Origin of the sequence: Nesterenkonia sp. E16_10, assembly GCF_017347085.1 — a bacterium.
GTDB lineage: Bacteria > Actinomycetota > Actinomycetes > Actinomycetales > Micrococcaceae > Nesterenkonia.
In genome coordinates, this window is sequence record NZ_JADPSA010000009.1 from 30,507 (window position 1) to 52,355 (window position 21,849).

Here is a 21,849-nt window from a genome sequence, read left to right on the forward strand (position 1 = left end):
CCCAGTATCCCTCTCTCCGCCCACCGCGCACCCGTCGGGGCTCAGCGTCGTCGACCCTTGGTGCGCTCGTTGGACTGCAGCCGCTTCGTGAGCGGCCGCATCAGCACATCGCCCAGCACGATCCCGGCGGCGATGGCCATGATGATGATCAGCGCGTCGAAGATCTCATACAGGCCTGCGGTCCGGTTCACCGAGGATTGACTGATCGCGATCTGGTACATCCCCCGGAAGATGATCAGCCCGGGAAGCATGAACATCATGGCGGGGACGGCGACGACGAGCTGCGGGGCGCGCAGTCGCAGCGCGACCACCCGGGCCAGCGCGCCGACCACGGTGGCGCCCAGGATCGGGGTGAACCATCCGCCGAATCCCATGAGCTCACCCACGGCGACTCCCCCGAAGCCCAGCGCCGCCACCGCTCCAGTGGGCAGCAGCAGCCGGTAGGGCGCCTGCTGCACGATGGCGGCGGTGATCGCGGTCAGGAAGACCAGGGCCGTGAGAACCCCTGGGTGGTAGATCCGCATGATCTCCCGGGTCACGTCGAGCTCGGGGGCTCCGGCCCGTCCGGTGAGGACCACGCCGACCATGATCCCGGCGGTCAGTCCGGAGAAGGCCACCAGGGAGGAGACCAGACGGCCCGCGGCGGTGATCGGGAAGGCATTGATCGCGTCCTGGATGGCCGAGACGATCCGCACGCTGGGCAGCAGGATCATCAGTCCCCCGGCGACCACCATGGAGGTGGTGATCGGCGCCCCCAGGGTGAGCGCGCAGAGCGCCACCGCGGTGGCCAGGAAGCCGCCGACCGCGAGGGTGAAGATCTCGGGCACCCGCCAGATCGTGAGCTGGCGCGTGACGGCGAGGACCAGCAGGGTGGCGAGGAAGCCCAGAGAAGCATCCAACAGCGGCGCGCCGGTGTAGCTGGCGAAAAGCCCCGCGAAGAGCGCCCCCGCGGTGGCCACCACCCAGCGCGGATAGGGCTTGGGGTCCCGGAGGATGTCTTGCAGGGTCTCATCGGCCTCCGCGCGGGTGATCCGTCCGAACGCGATGTCGGTCACCAGGGTGTGCACCTCGGCGAGCGCCCGGAAGTTCGCCGACCAGGACCGCACCACGCGCACCCGGGAATACGGAATCTTCCCCGGCGGCGACCAGTTCAGGATGATCGACTGGTTCGTGATGTCCACATCGGTGTTCTTCATCCCGAACGCCGAGGTGACCGCGAGGATGGAGGTCTCCACCTCCAGCGCCCCCGCCCCATAGCGGAAGAGCGACTCTCCCAGGTCCAGGACCAGGTTGATCGTCACGAGCTCATCGTCCTCACCGGGCTCCTGGGCCTGATGCGGGTTCTCGAACGGGGTGCCGGAGAGCCAGTCCAGCGTGGACATCTGGCCCGTGGCCGAGGACACCGGACTGATCAGCTTCTGCGCCAGACGCCGCGCGGGGAGAGCGATCCGGCGCGCCGGAGGTCCAGGGGCACCCAGGGAGGGCACCTGGGGGTGTCCCGCTGACCGGCCGGGAAGCCCGTCCAGGTCATAGGCGGGCAGGTCATAGGAGGACTGATCATAGGAGGACTGATCATAGGCGGGCAGATCCTCGCGCGCCGGATCCTCCCAAGGCAGATCGTAGTGCGGGTGGTCGTACACGGCGTGGTCATACAGCGCCGCCCGGGAGTCTGGCCATGGCTCCGAGCCCAGGTCCGCGTCGGGGGGAAAGTATCTCGCGCTGGGGAACAGCGGGGGCGCACTGAGGTCCTCGAACCGGTACGACTCGGTGTCCGGGGCTGCCTCTGGCGGACTCTGCGCCTCTGGCCAGTCGTGATGTGCCTCTTCTGCCGCCGCGTGATTCCAGGAGTCGACCACGTGCTGGGTCAGGGTTCTTGCGAAGCCCTGCTCATCCTCGATCTCCTGCGTGGGACGCACCAACGGCCGCAGCAGGGTTTCGCGGTCCTCTCGATCGATGCGCGGATCGATCGCGTCCGCCGGAGGACTCGCTGCGTCCTCGTCCGACTCCTCCGCGGGCACCTGCGCGGCGTCACCGTCGGAGGCGCTGCCGACTGACCCCACCTGGCTTGCATCCTGGGACATGAGGCCTCCACGACGTGACGCATCCGGGACGAACCCTGATCTTGGACGTCAGTCTGTCACGCGCCGAGGACTGTGAGAACTCCCCTAGAACACCATGTCGAAGGCGATCGGACCCAGGAGCACGGTGAAGATCGTGATCAGGATGATTCCGACGACGTTGAGCACGAGGCCGCCGCGGACCATCTCGGTGATCTTCACATAGCCGGTGGCGTAGACGATCGCGTTCGGCGGGGTGCCCACCGGGAGCATGAACGCGCAGGTCGCGGCCAGCGCGGCCGGGATCAGCAGCGTGATCGGGTCCACCCCGATGCCCACCGCGACGCCGCCGAGGATCGGGATGAAGGTGGCAGCGGTGGCGGTGTTGCTGGTGATCTCGGTCAGGAGCAGCACGATGGTGACCACCACGGCCAGCAGCAGCACGATCGGCAGCGCGCCGAGGCCGCTGACCTGTTCACCGAACCAGGCGTCCAGACCGGTGCTGGCCACGGCCGCGGCGAGCGAGAGGCCGCCGCCGAAGAGCAGCAGCACGCCCCAGGGGAGGCCCTCCTCGGCGTCCTTCCACTGCAGCGTCATGTTCCCGCGCTTGTCGCCGGGGATCAGGAAGAGCAGGATGCCTGCACCGATGGCGATCACGGTGTCGTCGAAGAGCTCCAGCCAAGGCAGCTGTTCACCGATGTCACCGATGCCCGAGAGCACTCCGGGCACGATCCAGCAGAAGGCTGCGAGCACGAAGACGCCCAGCACGACCTTCTCCCCCTGGCTCATCGGCCCCAGGGCGGCGACCTCGTCATTGATCAGCTTCTTGCCGCCGGGGATCTCCGGGAGCTGGAAGCGGAACATCACTCGGGTGATCAGCAGCCAGGAGAGCCCGATGAACACGACCACGATCGGCACCCCGAGGATCATCCACTGGGCGAACCCGACGGTCTGGCCGAGCTCCTCACTGATATAGCCGGCCACGATGGCGTTGGGCGGGGAGCCCAGCAGCGTGCCGAGCCCGCCGATGGTGGCGGCCCAGGCGATGGCCAGCACCAGGGCGACGCCGAAGACCCGCACCTCGCGGTCCTCGATGACGTCACTGATCGCTTTGCCCGAGCGGATCTGCTCGGTCATGGACGCGCTCTCGGCGCTGGTGCCGGTGTTGCGGCTGTTCTCCACCACCAGGGTCAGCACGCTGAGACCGATGGGCAGCATCATCAGGGTGGTCGCGGTGTTGGAGACCCACATGGAGAGGAACGCGGTGGCGATCATCATCCCGAGGATGATCTGCCGGGGGTGCGTGCCGACCCGTTGCAGGGTCAGCAGCGCGATCCGGCGGTGCAGGTTCCACTTCTGCATCGCAATCGCGATCAGGAAGCCGCCGAGGAACAGGAACACGATCGGGTTCGCGTAGGGCGCGGTGACCTCGGCGATCTCCAGCGCGGTGAGCACCGGGAAGAGCACGATCGGCAGCAGCGAGGTGACCGAGAGCGGCATCGATTCGGTCATCCACCACACGGCCATCAGCACCGCGACCCCGGCCACCAGGCGCGCGTCGGCGGACATGTCTGCAGCCCCGAGCAGTGCCCAGACCAGGATGGCCAGCGCGATCCCAAGCCCTCGGAAGGCCCAGGTCTTCGCCGGCGGGCGGGTGGGGCCTTCGGTGTCGATGACGTCTTCGCGCCGGGCCTGATCTGGCGCCGCGTCCCCGGACTGATCACTCATAGCTGCTCCCCCTTGTTCCGGGACCGTCCGCCGAATGGAGTGACGCGTCTCACGTGTGGATCATAACCTAGGGCACCCCCGTGGGGCTGACCAGGGCACCGGACCCGGAACACCCTGCGCAGCACCAGGTCCGCGGGGTGCTGCGGTGCAGCCCGGCGGGCGAGGTTGCGTATGCTTGTCCCCGATGTTCTGGCAGCCGCCTGTGCATTCGTCGCGGCGGGCTGTTGGCTCTGTTCGCTGAGCCAAGGACGCGTGAGACAGATGAACAGCCAGGACAAGGCACCCCGAACGGTGCCAGACGCCGAGCGAAACGGTGTGAGACGGACCCCGCCCCGCTCGCGCCCCAGCGGTGTCTTCATGATCTCCATGGCGGCGCTGCTGAGCTTCGTGCTCTGGGCGGCGCTCGCGCCGGAGAACCTGAACCTGGTGATGACGGCGGCGTCGACCTGGTCCTCGCAGAACATCGGCTGGGCCTACCTGGTGGTCACCGCGGGCTGCATCGCCCTGATGGTCTATCTCGGACTGAGCAGGTTCGGCAAGATCCGGCTCGGCGAGGATCATGACCGCCCGGAGTTCAGCAACTGGTCCTGGATCGCGATGATCTGCGGCACCGTGATGGGCATCGGGCTGATCAGCTACGGCGCAGCCGAACCGATGAGCCATTTCATGGTGCCCCCGCATGGCCTCGCCGAGCCTGAGACCATGGACGCCGCGGTGCGCGCGATGCAGTTCTCCTACTTCAACTGGGGCCCCAATGCCTGGGCGCTGTTCGGCGTCTTCGGGCTGGCCATCGCCTACTCCACCCACCGGCGTCACAACACCGGGCTGATCTCCCCGATGCTGCGCCCGGTGCTGGGCAAGAGCATGGATGGCTGGGCGGGCCAGCTGATCGACATCTTCACCATCATCGCCACACTCTTCGGCACCACCACCTCGCTGGGACTCGGCGCGGCGCAGATCGCCGAGGGGGTCAACAGCCTCACCGGGATCCCCTCGGACCTCTTCGTGCAGGTCATCATCATCGCGGGGATCACCGTGGTCTTCACCCTCTCCGCGATGTCCGGGGTCACCCGCGGCATCAAATGGATCAGCAAGACCACCATGCTCGCCGCCGCGGCGCTGGGGCTGTTCGTGCTGGTGGTGGGCCCGACCGGCTTCATCAGCAACCTGTACTTCCGCTCCATGGGACAGTTCCTCGCGGAGTTCCCGATGGTCGCGCTGCTGACCCCGGGCACCCCGGAGGACCTGCAGTGGATGCAGTGGTGGACCTACTTCATGATGGCCTGGTGGTTGAGCTGGGGCGCCTTCGTCGGCATCTTCCTGGCGAAGATCTCCAAGGGGCGCACCATCCGGGAGTTCGTGGTCGCGGTGCTCGGCGTGCCGACTCTGGTCTTCAGCCTCTGGTTCACGATCTTCGGCGGCTCCGCGATCCACCTCGACATGTTCTCCGGCACCAGCATCGGCGAGGCCACCTTGGAGGACACCAACGTGACCTTCTTCGCGCTGCTCGACGCGCTGCCGCTCACGGCCATCACCTCGGTGCTCACCGTGGCCATGGTGGTGCTGTTCTTCGTCTCCAGCGCGGACTCGAACACCTTCGTGCTCAGCGTGCTCTCCTCGCGCGGATCGATGTACCCGAGCCGACCCATGCTGGGCGTCTGGGGCCTGCTCACCGGGCTCTGCGCCATCGTCCTGCTGATCGCCGGCGGTCTGCAGGCGCTGCAGCAGACCGCGCTGCTCTCTGCGGTCCCGTTCACCATCATCGCCACCCTGCTCGGGATCTCGCTGGTCAAGGAGCTGCGCCGGGATGCGCGCTTCGACCGGCGCACCGGGCCCCGCCGACCGGTCGACGCCGAGCCGCACACCGTGAGCTGATCCCGCCATCTGGACCTGCTCTGCGCAACAATGAGTCGTATGAGCCCCCACGACGCCTCCGCAGAACACCCGCAGGACCCACCCCAGACACCGGTGGGACCCCGGGACAGCTCCCGCACGCCGCGCTTCGCCGGGCCCGCCAGCTTCGCGCTGCTGCCGCTTCTGGAGACCGTGGGCACAGCTGACATCGCGGTGGCCGGGGTGCCCTTCGACTCCGGGGTGAGCTACCGGCCCGGCGCCCGGTTCGGGCCGGCGCATGTGCGCGAGTCCTCCCGGCTGCTGCGCCCCTACAACCCCGCCCAGGACATCTCACCCTTCGCGGTGCAGCAGGTGGCCGATGCCGGGGACATCGTCGCGAACCCCTTCGACCTGGACCAGGCGATGGAGCAGGTCTATCAGGGCGCCAAGGAGCTGCTGACCCGCGCGGGCAGGCTCGCGGTGATCGGCGGGGACCATACGATCGCCTATCCGCTGCTGCGCGCCGCCGCGGAGCAGCACGGCCCGGTGGCGGTGCTGCACGCGGACGCGCATCTGGACACCTGGGACACCTATTTCGGAGTTCCGCTCACCCATGGCACCCCGTTCCGACGAGCCTCGGAGGACGGGTTCATCGATCTCACCGCGAGCGCGCATCTGGGCATCCGCGGACCGCTCTACGGCAAGAGCGATCTCACCGAGGACGCGCAGCTGGGGTTCCAGATCACCAGCAGCGAGTTCATCGAAGAACACGGTGTGGCCGCAGCGATCACCCGGCTCAAGCAGCGCCTGGCCGGGAAGCCGGTCTACATCTCGGTGGACATCGACGTGCTGGACCCGGCCCACGCCCCCGGCACCGGCACCCCGGAGGCCGGTGGGCTGACCAGCCGAGAGCTGCTGCGGATCATCCGCGCCCTGAGCGATCAGCAGATCGTCGGCGTGGACGTCGTCGAGGTCGCCCCCGCCTATGACCACGCGCAGCTGACCGGGATCGCGGCCGCGCACGTGCTCTACGAGCTGATCTCCGCCATGGGCGCTGAGCAGGCCCGGCCGACGCGCTGAGCGCGCGGCCGGACCTGCTCAGGCAGGAAGGGCCGGCAGCTGCGCTCAGGGCGTCAGGCGCCGCCGCAGCTCTTCGCTCTGGGCCGCGATGGACTCCGGCAGCGAGTCACCGAACTGCGCGAACCACTCGTCGATGCCATCGAGCTCGGTGAGCCACTCCTCGCGGTCCACGGTGATCGAGTCCGCCAGCGCCTCCGGGGTGATCTCCAGTCCGCTCAGGTCCAGGCCGTCCATCGTGGGGGTGAAGCCGATCGGGGTCTCCACCGCCTTGCCGCCGCCTTCGAGGCGTTCGGTGACCCACTTGAGCACCCGCGAGTTCTCGGAGAAGCCGGGCCAGGAGATCTTCCCGTCGCGACCCCTGCGGAACCAGTTGACCAGGAAGATCTCGGGCAGCTTGGACTGGTCCGCCTGCCCGGAGACCTCCACCCAGTGCTTCAGGTAGTCCCCGGCGTCGTAGCCGATGAACGGCAGCATCGCCATCGGGTCCCGCCGCACATTGCCCACCGCACCCTCTGCCGCCGCGGTGGTCTCCGAGGAGAGCGTGGCGCCGAAGAAGATCCCGTGGTTCCAGTCCCGGGCCTGGGTGACCAGCGGGACCGTGGTCTTGCGCCGTCCGCCGAAGAGGATCGCGTCCAGCTTGACCCCGTTGGGCTCGGAGTACTCCGGGGCGAGCATGTCGGTCTGATCGATCGGGGTGCAGAACCGGGCGTTGGGGTGGGCGGCCGGCTGCTCTGAGTCCGGCGTCCAGTCCTCTCCGCGCCAGTCGGTCAGATGAGCCGGGGTCTCTTCGGTCATGCCCTCCCACCAGACGCCGCCGTCGTCGGTGAGCGCGCAGTTGGTGAACACCGAGTTGCCCTTGGCGATGGCGCGCATCGCGTTGGCGTTGGTGTGCCATCCGGTGCCCGGGGCGACCCCGAAGTAGCCGGACTCCGGGTTGACCACCCGGAGCTCGCCGTCGTGACCCGGTCGGATCCAGGTGATGTCATCCCCCAGGGTCTCGGCCTTCCACCCCTGGAGGGTGGGGTCGATCAGCGCCAGGTTGGTCTTGCCGCAGGCCGAGGGGAAGGCCCCGGAGATGAAGTAGCTGCGGTTGGCGGGGCTGGTGAGCTTGAGGATCAGCATGTGCTCGGCGAGCCAGCCCTCGTCCCGGGCCATCACCGAGGCGATGCGCAGCGCGTAGCATTTCTTGCCCAGCAGCGCGTTGCCGCCGTAGCCGGAGCCGTAGGACCAGATCTCTCGGGTCTCCGGGTAGTGCACGATGTACTTCTCCTCGTTGCACGGCCAGGGGACGTCTTGCTGGCCCGGCTCCAAGGGTGCACCCACGGAGTGGACCGCCGGCACGAAGAACGCGTCCAGCGCCTCGATCTTGCGCAGCACATCGGTGCCGATCCGGGCCATGATCCGCATGCTGGTGACCACGTAGGCGGAGTCGGTGATCTCCACACCGAACTTGGGATCCTCGGCGTCGAGATGGCCCATCACGAACGGGATCACGTACATGGTGCGCCCGCGCATCGCCCCGTCGAAGACGCCGCGCAGGGTCTCGCGCATCTGCGCCGGGTCGACCCAGTTGTTCGTGAAGCCGGCATCACGCTCGTTCTCCGAGCAGATGAACGTGCGGGACTCCACCCGGGCCACATCGGCGGGATCGGAGAACGCGGCGAAGGAGTTGGGGAAGTCTGGGCTGGTGAGCCGGGTGAATGTTCCGGAGTCGACCAGTTCGTCGGTGAGTGCGCGGTGCTCGGTCTCGGATCCGTCCACCCAGTGGATCCGGTCGGGCTGAGTCAGGGCTGCGATCTCCTGGACGAAGTTCAGCAGCGGGGTATGGGTCGTGGGAGCCTCGGCCGTGATCGCAGGATCTTTGGTCCCTGATCCAGTCGATCCACTCGCACCGGGCGCCGTTGCAACTGTGTTGACCATTGTTTCCCTCCATTGGGTACAGGTTCGTTCTGACCCCCTCCTGGTTGGTGAGACCAGGACCCAAGGAAGTGGGACGGCGAGCATGTCCCGGGGCGCACAGCACTGTGCGCATACATCCCTGCATCCCCGTCAGCACCGATGGGGACCAGCTACATACCACTGTAGCGTTCCCAGATGACAGGGCTGTAAACGACGACGGCGCGGCCCACCTCCGCGCGGCGTCGCGGTCACGCCCGGTGCCCTGGGGTGGATTTGTCGGCCCTGAAGGGTCCGTGTATAGTCTTCTAGGTCGCGATCGCTTGGCGGTCAGGCAGTGAAAAAGTGAATATGCGCCTATAGCTCAGCTGGATAGAGCGTCGGTCTACGGAACCGAAGGTCAGGGGTTCGAATCCCTTTGGGCGCACCACAGAGCAACATGGAGAACCCCCTGGATCACCTGATTCAGGGGGTTTTCTTGTGTGCCCCAGACCTTGGTGCTCAGGCCTTGAGGTTCAGGCCCAGGAGCCCAGACCTTGAGGCTGCCGCCCGGGCTGGCTAGTCTCGCCCCAGGCCAACCGGAGTTGAACACCTCTCTGCAGGAACGAGGCTTCGCCATGACTCCACCAGGACGAGGGTGGCTGGCCAATGGCCTGGCCGGTGTCCGCATCCTGGGCCACCTGGTGACCGGACCGTTGCTGCGCCGTCGCCGCATGAGCTGGGGAGCGACCGGCTCAGAGGTCGCGGCCGACTGGCCAGGCGGCGAGCTGATCCCGGACCCCGCCTGGACCGCCACCCACGCGGTGACCGTCGCCGCGTCTCCGGAGCAGATCTGGCCCTGGTTGGCGCAGCTGGGTCAGGGCCGTGCCGGGTTCTACAGCTTTGAGCGGCTGGAGAATCTCTTCGGGTGTCAGATTCGCAATGTGGATCGAATCCTTCCGGAGCACCAGGACATCGCCGCCGCCGGAGAGGTTCGGCTGGCACCGCAGATGGCGATGCGGGTGGCCCGGGCCCAGGCCGCCGCGGACCTGGTGCTGGCCGCGGACTCCCCCGTCGACGACGCGCGACCCGGGGGCACAGCGGCCCCCGCGGGCGTCTGGTCCCTGCATCTGCGGCCGGCCCCAGACGGCGGAACCCGCCTGATCGAACGGCTCAGCTACGCCAGGCCGCATTCCACCCCGGAACGGATCTTCGGCTCACGTCACCTGATCGAACCGATCAGCTTCGTGATGAGCAAGGAGATGCTGGGCAACATCAGGGATCTCGCGCAACGCCGAGCAATGGTCTCTCACTCCGGGAAGGATCACGTCCAGCCGACATTGGTCTGAACTGAAAGGTTCCCCCGGTCCGAGCCCCGCCCTACTCTTGGAAGACGATCTATCCACAGATCCAGCCAAGAGAGCCCGTGATGTCACAGACCTCTCCACCCAGCGCGCACCCGGATCCACCCACCTCCCCCAGGATGAGACCGGGACAGTGGGTCCTGCTGATCCTCGGCGTGCTGCTCGGGAATCTCGGAATCACGCTCCTGCTCGGCGCACTCTTCAGGGCTCTGATTCCAGACCCTGATGAATGGCGGCTCACGGAGCACCGGGAGGGGTCCGACTGGGTCGTGCAACAGGCCACCGAAGCCTGGGAATGGCTGCAGGACCTGATCCCCACACTGTTGATCGTCGGGACGATCGCGCTCCTCCTCGGAGTGGCTGGCGTGCTCCTCGGCGCGGCCGGACTCGGACGTGACATCGACCCGCTGCGAGCGGCCGCGGCCCCGGGTGCGTCCAGCACCCCGAGCACCCCCACGGCTCCAACGCCCGCCGCCGACTATCCGGTCCGGCTGATCGGGTCCCTCGACGCGCCGCCCTCCCGTGCGCTCTGGCTGGTGAAATGGCTGTTGACGATCCCGCACTACCTCGTGCTTGCGCTGCTCTGGTCCGCGCTGATCACGATCACCGTCGCAGCCGGACTGGTGATCCTGTTCACCGGCCGGTACCCGCGGGCATGGTTCTGCTTCAACGTGGGGGTGCTGCGCTGGTCCTGGCGCGTAGGATTCTACGGCTACGCCGCGCTGGCCACGGACCGATATCCCCCGTTCACCCTGGCCTCCGCGGATTACCCGGCGGATCTGAGCATCGCCTATCCGCAGCGGCTCTCCCACGGAATGGTGCTGGTGAAGTCCTGGCTGCTGGCGATTCCGCATCTGCTGCTGATCGGGATCTTCACCAGCCCTTCGGGCTCAGGATGGCAGGGCAGCTGGGACGACGCCGGCAACACGACCGGAGGCGGCGGGGGCTTCTCGCTGCTGGGCCTGCTGCTGCTGATCACCGCGATCATCCTGCTCTTCACCCGGCGCTATCCCACCGGGATCTTCGACTTCGTGATGGGACTGAACCGGTGGGTCAACCGGGTCGGCGCCTACGTGCTGCTGATGCGAGACGAGTACCCGCCGTTCCGACTCGATCAGGGACCGGAAGAGCCGGGCCGCAGTCCGCTCCCCGACTCCGATCCGTCCAGGGACCGCCCCGGGGCCAGGCCTGCCCCTTGGTCGGACTGGGTTTAGGCCCCTGATGAGAGCCTGGTGCGCCAGCTCGATCAGCTCCTCGCTGGAACGAGCCGAGATCCCGGTCCCCGCTCCGGAGCCGGACGAGCTGCTGGTGCGCGTGGAAGCCTGCGGGGTGTGCCGGACCGATCTGCACGTGATCGATCATGAACTCCCGCCACGTCGGGCCGATGTGGTGCCCGGGCACCAGATCATCGGGATCGTGGAAGCTCGTGGAGCGGCGGTTCGGCGCGTCGAGCTCGGAGCGCGCGTCGGAGCCGCCTGGCTCCGACGCACCTGCGGCAGCTGCCGCTGGTGCCGGGCCGGCCGCGAGAACCTCTGCCCAGACTCCCTCTATACCGGGTGGGACGCCGACGGCGGCTTCGCCGACTACGTCACCGTCCCTGCCGCGTTCGCCTACCCGCTGGGAGAACGCATCGACCCCGTGCAGACGGCGCCGCTGCTCTGCGCCGGGATCATCGGATACCGGGCGCTGAGCCGCAGCATGCTCCCTCCCGGAGGCAGACTGGGCATCTACGGCTTCGGCTCCAGCGGGCATCTGACCGCGCAGCTCGCGCTGGTCGCCGGGGCCCGCGTCTGCGTGATGACCCGCGGGGAGTCGAACCGCCGGCTCGCTCGCGGGCTCGACGTCGAATTCGTGGGCGATGCCTTCGCGGAGCCTCCCGCGCCGCTGGATGCGGCAATCATCTTCGCGCCTGCAGGAGAGCTGGTGCCAGCCGCGCTGAAGGCGACCAACCGGGGTGGCACCGTCACGATCGCGGGGATCCACATGAGCGACCTGCCCCCGATGCAGTATCAGGAAAGTCTCTTCTACGAGCGGGATCTCCGCACCGTCACGGCCAATACCCGGGTGGACGGCTCCGAATTCCTGGGGCTGGCCGAGCGGCTCGGCATCCACGCCGAGGTCACGCCCTACCGGTTCGAGGCCCTCCCCGCGGCCCTGGAGGACCTGCGCCGTGGTCGCGCCTCGGGCTCGCTGGTGCTCGCCTTCTAGGTGTCAGCGCCGCCTGAACTCAGCGCCAGGCTAACTCAGCGCCGGCCAAGCTCAGCGCCGCCTGAACGCAGCGCCGGCCAAGCTCAGCGCCGCATGAACTCAGTGCCGCATGGACTCAGTGCCTGTGCCACCGGTGCGGCTTATGCGTAGGGATCACCAGCACCGGGCAGACCGCCCGATTCAGCACGGCCTGACTCACCGAGCCCAGCAGCAGCCCTGTGAATCCGCCGTGTCCTCGGGTCCCGATCACCACCAGCTCTGCGGTGCGCGAGGCCTCGGCCAACACGCCCGCCGGGGAACCGTCGAAGAACTGCCAGCGAACAGAGACTCCGGGAGATTTCGCCGCCACCTCCTGGGCCATCGCTTCCAGGTGGTCGGTGTAGCGCCGGCGCAGGTTCGGCAGTTCGAGGTTGTGCTCCACCGTGTTGGGGTACCAGTGCCCCTGCGCGTTCAGCGGAGCCGCGGAGACCAGGGTCAGCGGGGCCTTCACCAGGTCAGCGGCCTCCGCCGCCAGGTGGACGACGTCGGCCGCGCCGTCGCCGACGTCGACCCCGACCACGACCTCAGAGTCGAAGTTCAGCGCATCGGCGACGTTTGCGAAGGACCGGCGCCGGTGCTCCCTGGCATCCGATTCCTCCATCAGACTCACCGGCTCTTCATGGTCCGCCTCGGTCCCGGGCCGGTCCTGTTCGGGGGCCAGCAGCTCGGTCTCGGGGTCGGACTCCCACCGCTCCGGGACCACCAAGGTGGGACAGTGGGCATGCGCGGCCAGCTTCCCCGAGACGCTGCCGAGGAACCGCCCCGCGAACCGGTTGCGGCCCCGCTTGCCGACGACCGCGAGTCGGGACTCCTGGCTCTCATCGACCAAGGTGGCGCCGGCGTCGCCCTCGGCGGTGCGGGTGCTGACCTCGACCCAGGACACGGTGGCTCGGGCGGAGTACTCATCCAAGAGTGTCTGCACGGCGTTGACCGCCTCAGACCGATACTGATCGAGCTGTCGAACATAGTAGTCATCGGTCACGACAGGCCGGACGAATGTGCCGATGAGACGCAGCGGCAACTCCCGCTGCTTGGCGACCATCAGTCCCACCTTGAAGGCGCGTTCGCTGCCCGCCGATCCATCGATGCCGACCAGTACGCCGGGGACGCTGCTGCTGGCGGTTTTCTCGTGGTGATCCATATCATGATGCTAGACCTGAAACTATGAACAATATAGGCGGTGGGAGTCGGCAGTTTCAGCGAGCATGCCGTGCCTGCACCGCGGCCCGGGCCGCCCGTCGACCTCCATCCACCGGGGACCCCGGATATCCGCGCAGGTAGCTGGCGAGCACACCGGTGTAGATCAGCGCCACGTCATCGGCCAGCTCCTGGGCCGCGCCCTGGTCCTGGGTGAGCGGCCGCGCGAGGTGCAGCAGGCCCTCGGCCAGGAGATCAGTATGAGAGGAGAGCACCTGCGCGATTCCCTCAGGAGCACTCGGCAGCTCATCGGCGGCGGCGAGGAACGCACACCATCCCGCGGGGTGGTACTGCTCCTCACGGTAGGTTGCCACAGCGTCAAAGATCGCGAGAAGCCGACCCTCGTCATCATGGGCCGCAACCACGCAGCGGTCCCAGACCAATCGCCAATCGTGGAGCCGGGTTCCGAGAACCTCTGCAACAAGTCCATCCTTGCTCCCGAAGTGCGTGTAGAGGGTGGAGACCGAGACTCCCGCCTCTCGCAGCAGATCATCCACCGGGGTCGCCCGGATTCCCCGCTCGAAGAGCACCCGGTCCGCTGCATCGAGGAGGCGTGTGCGGGCGGGGGGTTTTCGGGCTTCGCTCATCGTCCCAGCCTACCGATTCGGACTGCATAAACGTTTACCATCATGTACCGTAACGAACGTTCTGTTTCTAGGTAGTGAGTGAGTATTCGATGAGGTTCTACATCTTCAGCGCCATGGGCCTGATCGCGGCCACCTACGGGTTGGCCCGATTCGGCTACGGGTTGTTCCTGCCCCGGTTCACCGAGACGTTCGAGATCGGCGCTGCAGCCTCGGGCTCGATCCAGGCGGGGAACTTCCTCGCCTTCTGCCTGGCCGCGTCGCTGGCGATACGCATCGATGCACACCCGCGCCTGGTAATCTCCTGCGCCGGAGCCACCGCAGCGATCGGTGCGGCCGGGGTGGCAGCCTCCCCAAACGTGGCCATCTTCGCCACAAGCGTGGTGCTCGCCGGCGCCGGAGCCGGCTTCGCCACACCGGGGCTGGTCACCCTGACCGCCCGCAACGTCACCGAAGCCCGTCGCGAAAGCGCCCAGACGATCGTCAACGCCGGGACCGGCGCCGGGATCGTCGTCGCCGGCACCCTGATGTTCCTCACCATGAGTCAGTGGCGCCTGGGATGGGCCGCCATGGCGCTGCTGATCACCGCAGCCACGCTCTCCACCCTGATCAGTGACCGGCCGGAGGAGAAGGTCACACCACGCCGGTCGGCGCTGAAGCTGCGCCGCGAGATCCTGCGACCCCTGGCCTGGCCGATCACCGCAGCACTCCTGGCGGGCGCCTCCAGTGCCGCCATCTGGACCTTCGGCCGCGAGATCATGGAGGAGGCCCGGCCCGATCAGGAGGCCTACTCCATCCTCGCCTGGATGACCCTGGGAGCCTTCGGCATCCTGGGGGCGGCGGCCGGACGCATGGCCCAGAGGTGGACACCGGAGATCGCATGGAACCTGACCGTGGCGATCATGGCGCTGAGCGCGGTCCTGCTGGCAAGCTTCCCCGGCGCCGCCTTCCCGGCCTACACCGCGGCAGGGCTCTTCGGCGCGACCTACACCGCGGTCTGCGGGATTCTCATCATCTGGTCCTCCCGGATCATTCCGGACCGAGCCTCGGTGGGCACGGCCGTGCTGTTCATCGCCCTGGCCGTCGGACAGGCCGTAGGTGCCGTACTGCTTGGGATCCTCATGGAGTCCACGAGCACTCTTCTCACGTTCCTCACAGCAGGGGCGCTCGGCCTGGCTGGCGTGATCCCTGCCCTCCGGCTCACTGCCACAAAAAGAGGCGCAGGAACGGTTGCGAACACAGGCAAACACAGATAAAGTCTGTCTAAACCAACACAGACGTGTTGTAGATCACGATCTAGGGGCACTCATGACACTGCTCGCCCCCGAGCGACACGAACGGATCCTCGACCGACTGCGACGCACCGGAACGGTCACGGTCCAGGAGATCGCCCGCGACCTGAAGGTGACCAGAGAGACCGTCCGCCGCGACCTCGACCAGCTCGAGATCGCCGGTTCACTCCAGCGCGTCCACGGCGGCGCCGTCGTGAGCTCTGCGCCCTCTCGGCGGGAGACCTCGCTGCGCCAGAGGCAGAGTGAGCACTCCGCACAGAAGCGCGCGATCGCCCGTGAGGCGATGAGCTTCGTGCCTTCCTCTCCCGATGCCTCCGTGCTGCTCGACGCCGGCACCACCACCGAGGCGCTCGCCGCGCTGCTCGGCGCCGGGGAGGAACCGCAGCACACCCGGTTCGTCACCACCAGCTCGGTCCCGATCGCCCAGAAGCTGGCCGAGGTCAGCTCCCTGGACGTAGAGGTGCTCGGCGGGAAGGTCCGCGGGATCACCGGTGCCGTGGTGGGCGCGCAGGCCGTGGCCACCCTGGCGCACCGTCAGGCGGACGTCGCCTTCATCGGCACCAACGGGGTCGACGCAGGCTTCGGCCTGTCCACTCCCGATACCGCGGAGGCCGCGGTGAAGTCCGGCCTGGTCCACGCCGCCCGCCAGGTGGTCCTGCTGGCGGATTCCAGCAAGCTCGGCCAACGCACCCTTGTACAGTTCGCAACCCTGGAGGAGATCGATGTGCTGATCACCGATGCCGCACCGCAGTCTGAGCTGGCCCACGCGCTGGACGCCTCCGATGTCCGAGTCATCGTGGCGGTCACCTCATGATCGTCACCTTCACGCCCAACCCGAGCCTGGACAAGACCCTCGAGCTCGACGCCCCGCTGCGTCCCGGGGCCGTGCAGCGCGCGATCAGCCACACCACCGAGCCTGGCGGCAAGGGAGTCAACATCTCGCGGGCGCTCACCGCGGCCGGGACCCCCTCGCTGGCGGTGCTCCCAGGAGATCCCGCAGATCCGGTGCTGCTCGCCCTGCAGGAGCTCGGTGTCACCGCTCGGGCGCTGCCGCTGGGCGCGCCGCTGCGCACCAACACCGCGATCACCGACCCGCAGGGGGTCACCACCAAGATCAACGAGCCGGGACCGACGTTCGACGCCGCACTCACCAGCTCGCTGCTGGAGCTTCTGCTTCAGGCCTCCGAGGGCGCCTCCTGGGTGGCGCTGGCGGGGTCGCTTCCGCCGGGAGTCCCGGTGGACTTCTACGCCCAGGCGATCACCGCGCTGCGCCGGACCTTCGGGGAGCAGGCGCCGAAGATCGCGCTGGACACCTCCGGGGAGCCAATGGCGGCCGCCCTGCCCGCCGGGCCGGACCTGATCAAGCCCAATGCCGAGGAGCTGCTCGAGCTCCACGCTGCCTTCACCGGCTCGATCTCCACCGACCCTGACACTGCTCAGCGACTGGCCGAGGCACTCGAGACCGACCCCGCCCGTGCCGTGCAGCTCGCCACCGAGCTCCAGCACCACGGAGCACGCGCCGCCCTGGTCACCCTGGGCGCCCACGGCGCCGTGCTCATCCCCCAGCTGGAGACCACGCCAAGCGACGGCACACCCGTCGCGCTGCGCGCCTGGGGACCGGCGATCGTGCCGCGTTCCACCGTGGGAGCCGGTGATGCCTCGCTCGCGGGCTTCATCGCCGCCGCCCAGTCCGGCGCCTCTGAGACCGATTCACTCAGGCACGCCATGGCCATGGGCCGAGCCGCAGCAGAACTGCCCGGCTCCATCATGCCGACACCGCAGGACCTCAGCACCGAAACACTCAGCACCGAACACCTCATCCTCAATCCGAGCACGACCACTACCGTGAATGTGGAGACATCATGAACAGCATCATCACTCCGGAGCTGGTGAGCCTCGACAGGCTCACCGCCGGCAGCAAGCGCGAGGTCATCGATGCCCTCGCCGCACTCGTCGGCTCCGCCGGACGCAGCGACTCCGTCTCTGAGCTCGCCGCCGACGTCTGGGCGCGCGAGGAGACCTCCGAGACCGGCATGCCCGGCGGCATCGCCATCCCGCACTGCCGCACCGGCGCCGTCACCGAGGCCACGCTGGCCTTCGCCCGTCTGGCCCAGCCGGTGGACTTCGGCTCCACCGACGGTCCAGCAGATCTGGTCTTCATGATCGCCGCCCCCGACGGCGCCGACCAGGCGCACCTGAAGATCCTCTCCGCCCTGGCGTCCTCACTGATCAACGAGGAGTTCCTCGCTGATCTGCGCAGCGCCGACTCCGAACAGCGCGTGGTCGACCTGGTCGCCGAGGCGGTCCAGCCGACACCGGTCACCGCCAGCGCCGGGGCCCGCGGGTCCTCCAGCGGCGCTGCGGCGTCCACCGCCGGCACCGCACAGGGTGCAGACCAGAGCGCGACGACGGTCGGTCGCCTCGTGGCCGTGACCGCCTGCCCCACCGGCATCGCCCACACCTATATGGCAGCCGACTCGCTGAAGAAGGCCGCGAAGGAAGCCGGCGTGGAGCTCCAGGTGGAGACCCAGGGCTCCTCCGGCTCGACCCCGCTGGGCGCCGAGACCATCGCCGCCGCCGACGCCGTCATCTTCGCCACCGACGTCGACGTCCGCGATCGTCACCGCTTCGCCGGCAAGCCCGTCATCGCCTCGCGGGTCAAGCGCGGCATCGATGAACCGGCCAAGATGATCGCCGAGGCCCTCGCCGCGGCGAAGGACCCGAACGCCGCCGTCGTCGCCTCGGGCGGCTCCGGGGACTCCGACGGCAGCACCGCTGCCAGCGGAGAGCGTGAGGGCTTCGGCCGCGCGACCCAGCGGGTCCTGATGACCGGCGTCAGCTACATGATCCCCTTCGTCGCCGCTGGTGGTCTGCTGATCGCGCTGGGCTTCCTGCTCGGCGGCTACAACATCACAGAGGTCGCCAATGACGTGGCCCTGGGCAACTCGCTGTGGAACCTGCCGACGCCTGATCAGCTGCCCGAGGAGTTCCTCGGCTGGGGAGCACTCGGCGGCTACCTGGGCGCCGTCTTCTTCACCCTCGGTGGAGCAGCCATGGGCTTCCTGGTCCCCGCGCTGGCCGGCTACATCGCGTTCGGCATGGCCGATCGTCCCGGCATCGCCCCCGGCTTCACCGCCGGTGCGATCGCACTGACCATGGATGCCGGCTTCATCGGCGGCATCGTCGGCGGTGTCCTCGCCGGTGCGGTCGCTCTCTGGTTCCGCAAGCTCAACGTTCCCCGCTGGCTCTCCGGGCTGATGCCCGTGGTGATCATCCCGCTGCTGGCGACGCTGGTTGCCGGTGGTCTGATGCTGCTGGTGCTCGGCGGACCGATCGCCGCACTGACCGCGGCCCTCGAGGGCTGGCTCAACGGGATGACCGGCTCGGCCGCGATCCTGCTGGGCATCATCCTTGGTCTGATGATGTGCTTCGACCTCGGTGGTCCGGTCAACAAGGTGGCCTACTCCTTCGCCGTGGCCGGCCTCTCGGCCGCCGTCGCTGATGGCAACACCGGTCCGCTGATGATCATGGCCACGGTCATGGCCGCCGGCATGGTGCCCCCGCTGGGCATGGCGTTCGCGACCTTCATCGATTCTCGCCTGTTCAGCCCCGCCGAGCGGGAGAACGGCAAGACCGCCGTGCTGCTCGGCGCGGCATTCATCTCCGAGGGCGCCATTCCGTTCGCCGCAGCCGACCCGCTGCGCGTGCTCCCGGCATCCATGATCGGTGGCGCCGTCACCGGCGCCATGACCATGGCCTTCGGCATCACCTCCTACGCACCTCACGGCGGCATCTTCGTGCCGTTCGCCATCGAGAACTTCTGGCTCTTCCTGGTGGCCGTGCTGGTGGGCTCCCTGGTCACGGCGTTCTCCGTGATCGCCCTGAAGCGCTGGGCACGTAAGGGTGTAACCTCTGCTGCATGATTGAACGCACTGCGGTGATCGCCGCGGCGGCCGGGCTCCACGCCCGACCTGCCGCGGCGTTCGCGTATGCGGCGGCAGAACTGCCGGTCCCGGTGGAGATCGCGAAGGCCTCCGCCCCCGAGCTCTCCGTACAGGCGGACAGCCTGCTGGGCGTGATGAGCCTGGATGTCGCGCATGGCGACCGGGTGGTGCTGCGCGCCACCGGGGCGGGTGCCGAGCAGTCCCTGGAGACTCTGGTCCAGCTGCTGGAGGCGTGGCAGTGAAAGTCCCACTCGGTCGCTGATGGGGTGAGGTGGCAGATCCCCTGCTCACGCTGAAGTGGAGTGTTCTGCGGCTACTCGGAATTGCGCCCGGACCATCCCTGTGTGAGATTGCGCCGAATCCTACGCAGTGCGCCACGGCCGCTCGCCGTCATGACCGCGGCGGCGATGGCGGCCAGTGCCGCGCTGAAGTAGAGCACGAAGGCCAGATCCTCCGAGCCCGTGAATATCGCGCCCATCACCAGTAGGGCGAAGATCAGTACAAAGATTCCGGCCCGCATCTCAGCGCCTCCAATTATCAGTCCCGAGCTCGGAGGCCGGGGATCTCGTGCCGGATCAGTCGACTCTGGCGAACAACAAGGAGTCTTCCCGTCGTCCACGGATGAGCATATGCGAGCGCAAGAGGGCTTCTTGCTGCATCCCGATCCGTCGAAGGACTCGCTGCGAGGCGATGTTGGCCGGCCGGCACGTCGCCTCTACCCGCTGCAGTCCCAGTTCCTCGTGTGCAAAGCCGAGTACGGCATCCGCGGCCTCGCTGGCGTACCCGTGACCCCAGAATCGGCGCGCCAGCACATATCCGAGCTCCCCACGCTGGTGCTCGGTACTTGTGATCGTGACCGAACAAGCCCCCAGGACCTCTCCCCCAGCTGTGACTGCCCAGGTGAAGGACTCGCGCGTCGAGCGTGAAGCAGCGGCCATCGTGTCCTCGACGAACACACGAGTCTGCTCCAGCGTGTTCGGACCCCAGTCCATATAGCGACACACCTGCGCATCAGCGGCGTAGGCGTGGACACCTGGGACGTCCGTAGAGAGGAAGTCGCGCAGCAGCAGACGATCAGTCGTCAGGTTGGGCATGAGGCGACTCTACGGGGCCGCTTCTGGCTCCAGGCACCTCAGGTGTCTGTCTTCTATGCCGAGCCGAGATGCCCAATAAGAAACTTGAACGGGGCTAGGAAACATCTTCTCCACCAAGCTCTCCCGCGTCGTAGACAGGTTCGCGGACCGTCGTCGGGAGCGAACGCAGCGCCCAGCCTCTGAGCATCAGCGCGACGGGCAGTACGGCGAGACAGGCGAGCAGATCGAACAACATGGGCGGGCCGCCGACATTCTCCTCCCACCCAGCATGGAAGAACACGCCTGCCAGCAACAGCGCCGTGAAACCCAGCGACGCCGTCATGCCGTTCGCCCACCGCCGCACCCGGCGCGCCGAAGCGTTTTCCACCACGGCTCCCGTGACCAGCACCAGCACGCCAGGAGCGCAGCCTCGAATCCCACGATGGCCACCGTCACGGCAGCCAAGTAGGGCGACTCTAGATGTGCCACCTGCGGATACTCATCGGCGAGGCCCGCGGCGACAAGCGGAACCACGAGAAGCTGCGCGATAAGGGCTCCCAGAGCCAAGGCTCCAAGAGTGATCCGGATGCCGAGGAACTCTGACGTGGTCATGCGTGGACCCTTCTCCTAGTCCTGCTCCCTGGCAGGAGCAGGGTTCTCTGGTACATCCTCCGGAGACTCACCATGGGAATCCTTGCCCCTGCCCTAAGACGTTCTTCATCCGTCTTCGATGCTGGGTTCGCGGTTCTCCCAACGCAGCAGGTCCCCCGGTTCGCAGTCGAGAGCTTGGCAGAGTGCCTCCAAGGTGGAGAACCTGATGGCCCGAGCGTGATTGTTCTTCAGTACGGAGATGTTGGCCGGGGTGATTCCCACCTTCTCGGCCAGCTCGCCCACCGACATCTGACGCTCGGCGAGCATGACATCGATGGCGACCCTGATAGCCATCAGACGACTCCTGCCAGTTCGCTGCGGTAGTCGATCGCCTGGACCAACAAGCCCCGCATGACTGCCAGAAGCAGCAACAGCGAGACCCCCAGTGTCACGGCGCCGCCCAGCCCGACGAGGGCTAGAGGCCCACCGACCTGGACGAGGAATATCAGGTGCACGAACACTGCTGCGGCCAATCCGGTGGTGATGATCAGCGCAACGAGGATGACATCCACCCATTTCAACGCCGACGCATCAAAGATTCGATCCTTCGACACCATCGACGCCAGTCGCCACGTAGCGACCAACCCGACCTGCACTCCTACGATGGCGGCGATCGCGAGAATTGCGTAGGGCACAGTCAGCGGCTCGATCTCGGGAAACACCTCGCCGGCACTCTCCGCGTTCACCGGGATCGCCACCTGGACGATGACACTTCCCAGCATCAGAAGGCTCAGAGCAGCTCGGAGCGCGGTCGAGTACACAGTAGACATGTATTGATTATCGGTTGATTCATATTGTTAGTCAATATGCTGAGTCCGACGTTGGCGGCGCCCTGGTTGCGGTTTCTGAGTCCGAGAAGATCGTGCGGGCTTCCGGTTCGCCGCGCTAGGGTGAAGAGATGAGTGCGTCACGGACTCGGCACAG

Annotated in this window: 20 protein-coding genes and 1 tRNA gene; 11 read left to right on the forward strand and 10 right to left on the reverse strand. The window is 67.5% G+C overall.

Annotated features, from left to right (window positions below):
- Positions 1-41 precede the first annotated feature (41 nt).
- Positions 42-2,081, reverse strand: a complete 2,040-nt coding sequence (locus tag I2487_RS03415) for a threonine/serine exporter family protein (protein WP_207169718.1) — start codon at positions 2,079-2,081, stop codon at positions 42-44.
- Positions 2,082-2,165: 84 nt separating this feature from the next.
- Positions 2,166-3,785 (reverse strand): SLC13 family permease, encoded by a 1,620-nt coding sequence (locus tag I2487_RS03420; protein WP_207169719.1) that lies wholly within the window; start codon positions 3,783-3,785, stop codon positions 2,166-2,168.
- A gap of 357 nt (positions 3,786-4,142) precedes the next feature.
- Between I2487_RS03420 and I2487_RS03425 the strand changes: the two genes are divergently transcribed.
- Positions 4,143-5,660: a BCCT family transporter gene (locus tag I2487_RS03425; protein WP_255545911.1), complete on the forward strand. Its 1,518-nt coding sequence runs from the start codon at positions 4,143-4,145 to the stop codon at positions 5,658-5,660.
- A 39-nt stretch (positions 5,661-5,699) separates the two neighbouring features.
- Positions 5,700-6,698 carry an agmatinase gene (speB, locus tag I2487_RS03430; RefSeq protein WP_207169720.1) on the forward strand — a complete coding sequence of 333 codons (999 nt, stop codon included), beginning with the start codon at positions 5,700-5,702 and terminating at the stop codon, positions 6,696-6,698.
- A gap of 45 nt (positions 6,699-6,743) precedes the next feature.
- Here speB and I2487_RS03435 read toward each other — a convergent pair whose 3' ends face one another.
- The gene (locus I2487_RS03435; protein ID WP_207169721.1) at positions 6,744-8,618 is read right to left on the reverse strand and encodes a phosphoenolpyruvate carboxykinase (GTP); all 1,875 of its coding nucleotides are present in this window, start codon (positions 8,616-8,618) and stop codon (positions 6,744-6,746) included.
- A gap of 329 nt (positions 8,619-8,947) precedes the next feature.
- Between I2487_RS03435 and I2487_RS03440 the strand changes: the two genes are divergently transcribed.
- From I2487_RS03440 to I2487_RS03455, 4 genes are all read left to right on the forward strand, one after another.
- Positions 8,948-9,024 (forward strand) — tRNA-Arg (locus I2487_RS03440).
- A gap of 187 nt (positions 9,025-9,211) precedes the next feature.
- Complete coding sequence (locus I2487_RS03445; RefSeq protein ID WP_207169722.1) at positions 9,212-9,922, forward strand: SRPBCC family protein; 711 nt, start codon at positions 9,212-9,214, stop codon at positions 9,920-9,922.
- 134 nt (positions 9,923-10,056) lie between these two features.
- Positions 10,057-11,151 carry a DUF4389 domain-containing protein gene (locus I2487_RS03450; protein WP_255545912.1) on the forward strand — a complete coding sequence of 365 codons (1,095 nt, stop codon included), beginning with the start codon at positions 10,057-10,059 and terminating at the stop codon, positions 11,149-11,151.
- 7 nt (positions 11,152-11,158) lie between these two features.
- Positions 11,159-12,145: a zinc-dependent alcohol dehydrogenase family protein gene (locus I2487_RS03455; RefSeq protein ID WP_207169724.1), complete on the forward strand. Its 987-nt coding sequence runs from the start codon at positions 11,159-11,161 to the stop codon at positions 12,143-12,145.
- 115 nt (positions 12,146-12,260) lie between these two features.
- Here the strand turns inward: I2487_RS03455 and I2487_RS03460 are convergent, their stop codons facing one another.
- Both I2487_RS03460 and I2487_RS03465 read right to left on the reverse strand, forming a co-directional pair.
- Complete coding sequence (locus tag I2487_RS03460; protein WP_207169725.1) at positions 12,261-13,325, reverse strand: universal stress protein; 1,065 nt, start codon at positions 13,323-13,325, stop codon at positions 12,261-12,263.
- A 55-nt stretch (positions 13,326-13,380) separates the two neighbouring features.
- Positions 13,381-13,968, reverse strand: a complete 588-nt coding sequence (locus I2487_RS03465; protein WP_207169726.1) for a TetR/AcrR family transcriptional regulator — start codon at positions 13,966-13,968, stop codon at positions 13,381-13,383.
- 89 nt (positions 13,969-14,057) lie between these two features.
- Here I2487_RS03465 and I2487_RS03470 point away from each other — a divergent pair, with 89 nt between their 5' ends.
- Genes I2487_RS03470 through I2487_RS03490 form a run of 5 tightly spaced genes read left to right on the forward strand, consistent with a single transcriptional unit; the run spans position 14,058 to position 19,443 of the window.
- Positions 14,058-15,221: an MFS transporter gene (locus I2487_RS03470; RefSeq protein WP_218624118.1), complete on the forward strand. Its 1,164-nt coding sequence runs from the start codon at positions 14,058-14,060 to the stop codon at positions 15,219-15,221.
- Positions 15,222-15,273: 52 nt separating this feature from the next.
- A complete protein-coding gene (locus tag I2487_RS03475) occupies positions 15,274-16,071 on the forward strand; it encodes a DeoR/GlpR family DNA-binding transcription regulator (RefSeq protein WP_255545913.1) in 798 nt (265 codons plus the stop codon).
- Positions 16,068-17,123, forward strand: a complete 1,056-nt coding sequence (locus tag I2487_RS03480) for a 1-phosphofructokinase family hexose kinase (protein ID WP_207169727.1) — start codon at positions 16,068-16,070, stop codon at positions 17,121-17,123. Before I2487_RS03475 ends, I2487_RS03480 begins: the two co-directional genes overlap by 4 nt.
- On the forward strand, positions 17,120-19,180 hold the full coding sequence (locus I2487_RS03485; protein WP_207169728.1) for a PTS fructose transporter subunit IIABC: 2,061 nt from the start codon (positions 17,120-17,122) through the stop codon (positions 19,178-19,180). The genes I2487_RS03480 and I2487_RS03485 overlap by 4 nt, the downstream gene beginning before the upstream one ends.
- Positions 19,177-19,443 (forward strand): HPr family phosphocarrier protein, encoded by a 267-nt coding sequence (locus tag I2487_RS03490; RefSeq protein WP_207169729.1) that lies wholly within the window; start codon positions 19,177-19,179, stop codon positions 19,441-19,443. Before I2487_RS03485 ends, I2487_RS03490 begins: the two co-directional genes overlap by 4 nt.
- 71 nt (positions 19,444-19,514) lie before the next feature.
- Here the strand turns inward: I2487_RS03490 and I2487_RS03495 are convergent, their stop codons facing one another.
- The 5 genes from I2487_RS03495 to I2487_RS03515 form a co-directional block, all read right to left on the reverse strand.
- A complete protein-coding gene (locus I2487_RS03495; RefSeq protein ID WP_207169730.1) occupies positions 19,515-19,721 on the reverse strand; it encodes a hypothetical protein in 207 nt (68 codons plus the stop codon).
- A 55-nt stretch (positions 19,722-19,776) separates the two neighbouring features.
- Complete coding sequence (locus I2487_RS03500) at positions 19,777-20,295, reverse strand: GNAT family N-acetyltransferase (RefSeq protein WP_207169731.1); 519 nt, start codon at positions 20,293-20,295, stop codon at positions 19,777-19,779.
- 94 nt (positions 20,296-20,389) lie between these two features.
- The gene (locus I2487_RS03505) at positions 20,390-20,689 is read right to left on the reverse strand and encodes a hypothetical protein (RefSeq protein WP_207169732.1); all 300 of its coding nucleotides are present in this window, start codon (positions 20,687-20,689) and stop codon (positions 20,390-20,392) included.
- Between the two features lie 302 nt (positions 20,690-20,991).
- Positions 20,992-21,219: a helix-turn-helix domain-containing protein gene (locus I2487_RS03510; RefSeq protein WP_207169733.1), complete on the reverse strand. Its 228-nt coding sequence runs from the start codon at positions 21,217-21,219 to the stop codon at positions 20,992-20,994.
- The gene (locus I2487_RS03515; protein WP_207169734.1) at positions 21,219-21,695 is read right to left on the reverse strand and encodes a DUF2975 domain-containing protein; all 477 of its coding nucleotides are present in this window, start codon (positions 21,693-21,695) and stop codon (positions 21,219-21,221) included. Before I2487_RS03515 ends, I2487_RS03510 begins: the two co-directional genes overlap by 1 nt.
- Positions 21,696-21,849 lie beyond the last annotated feature (154 nt).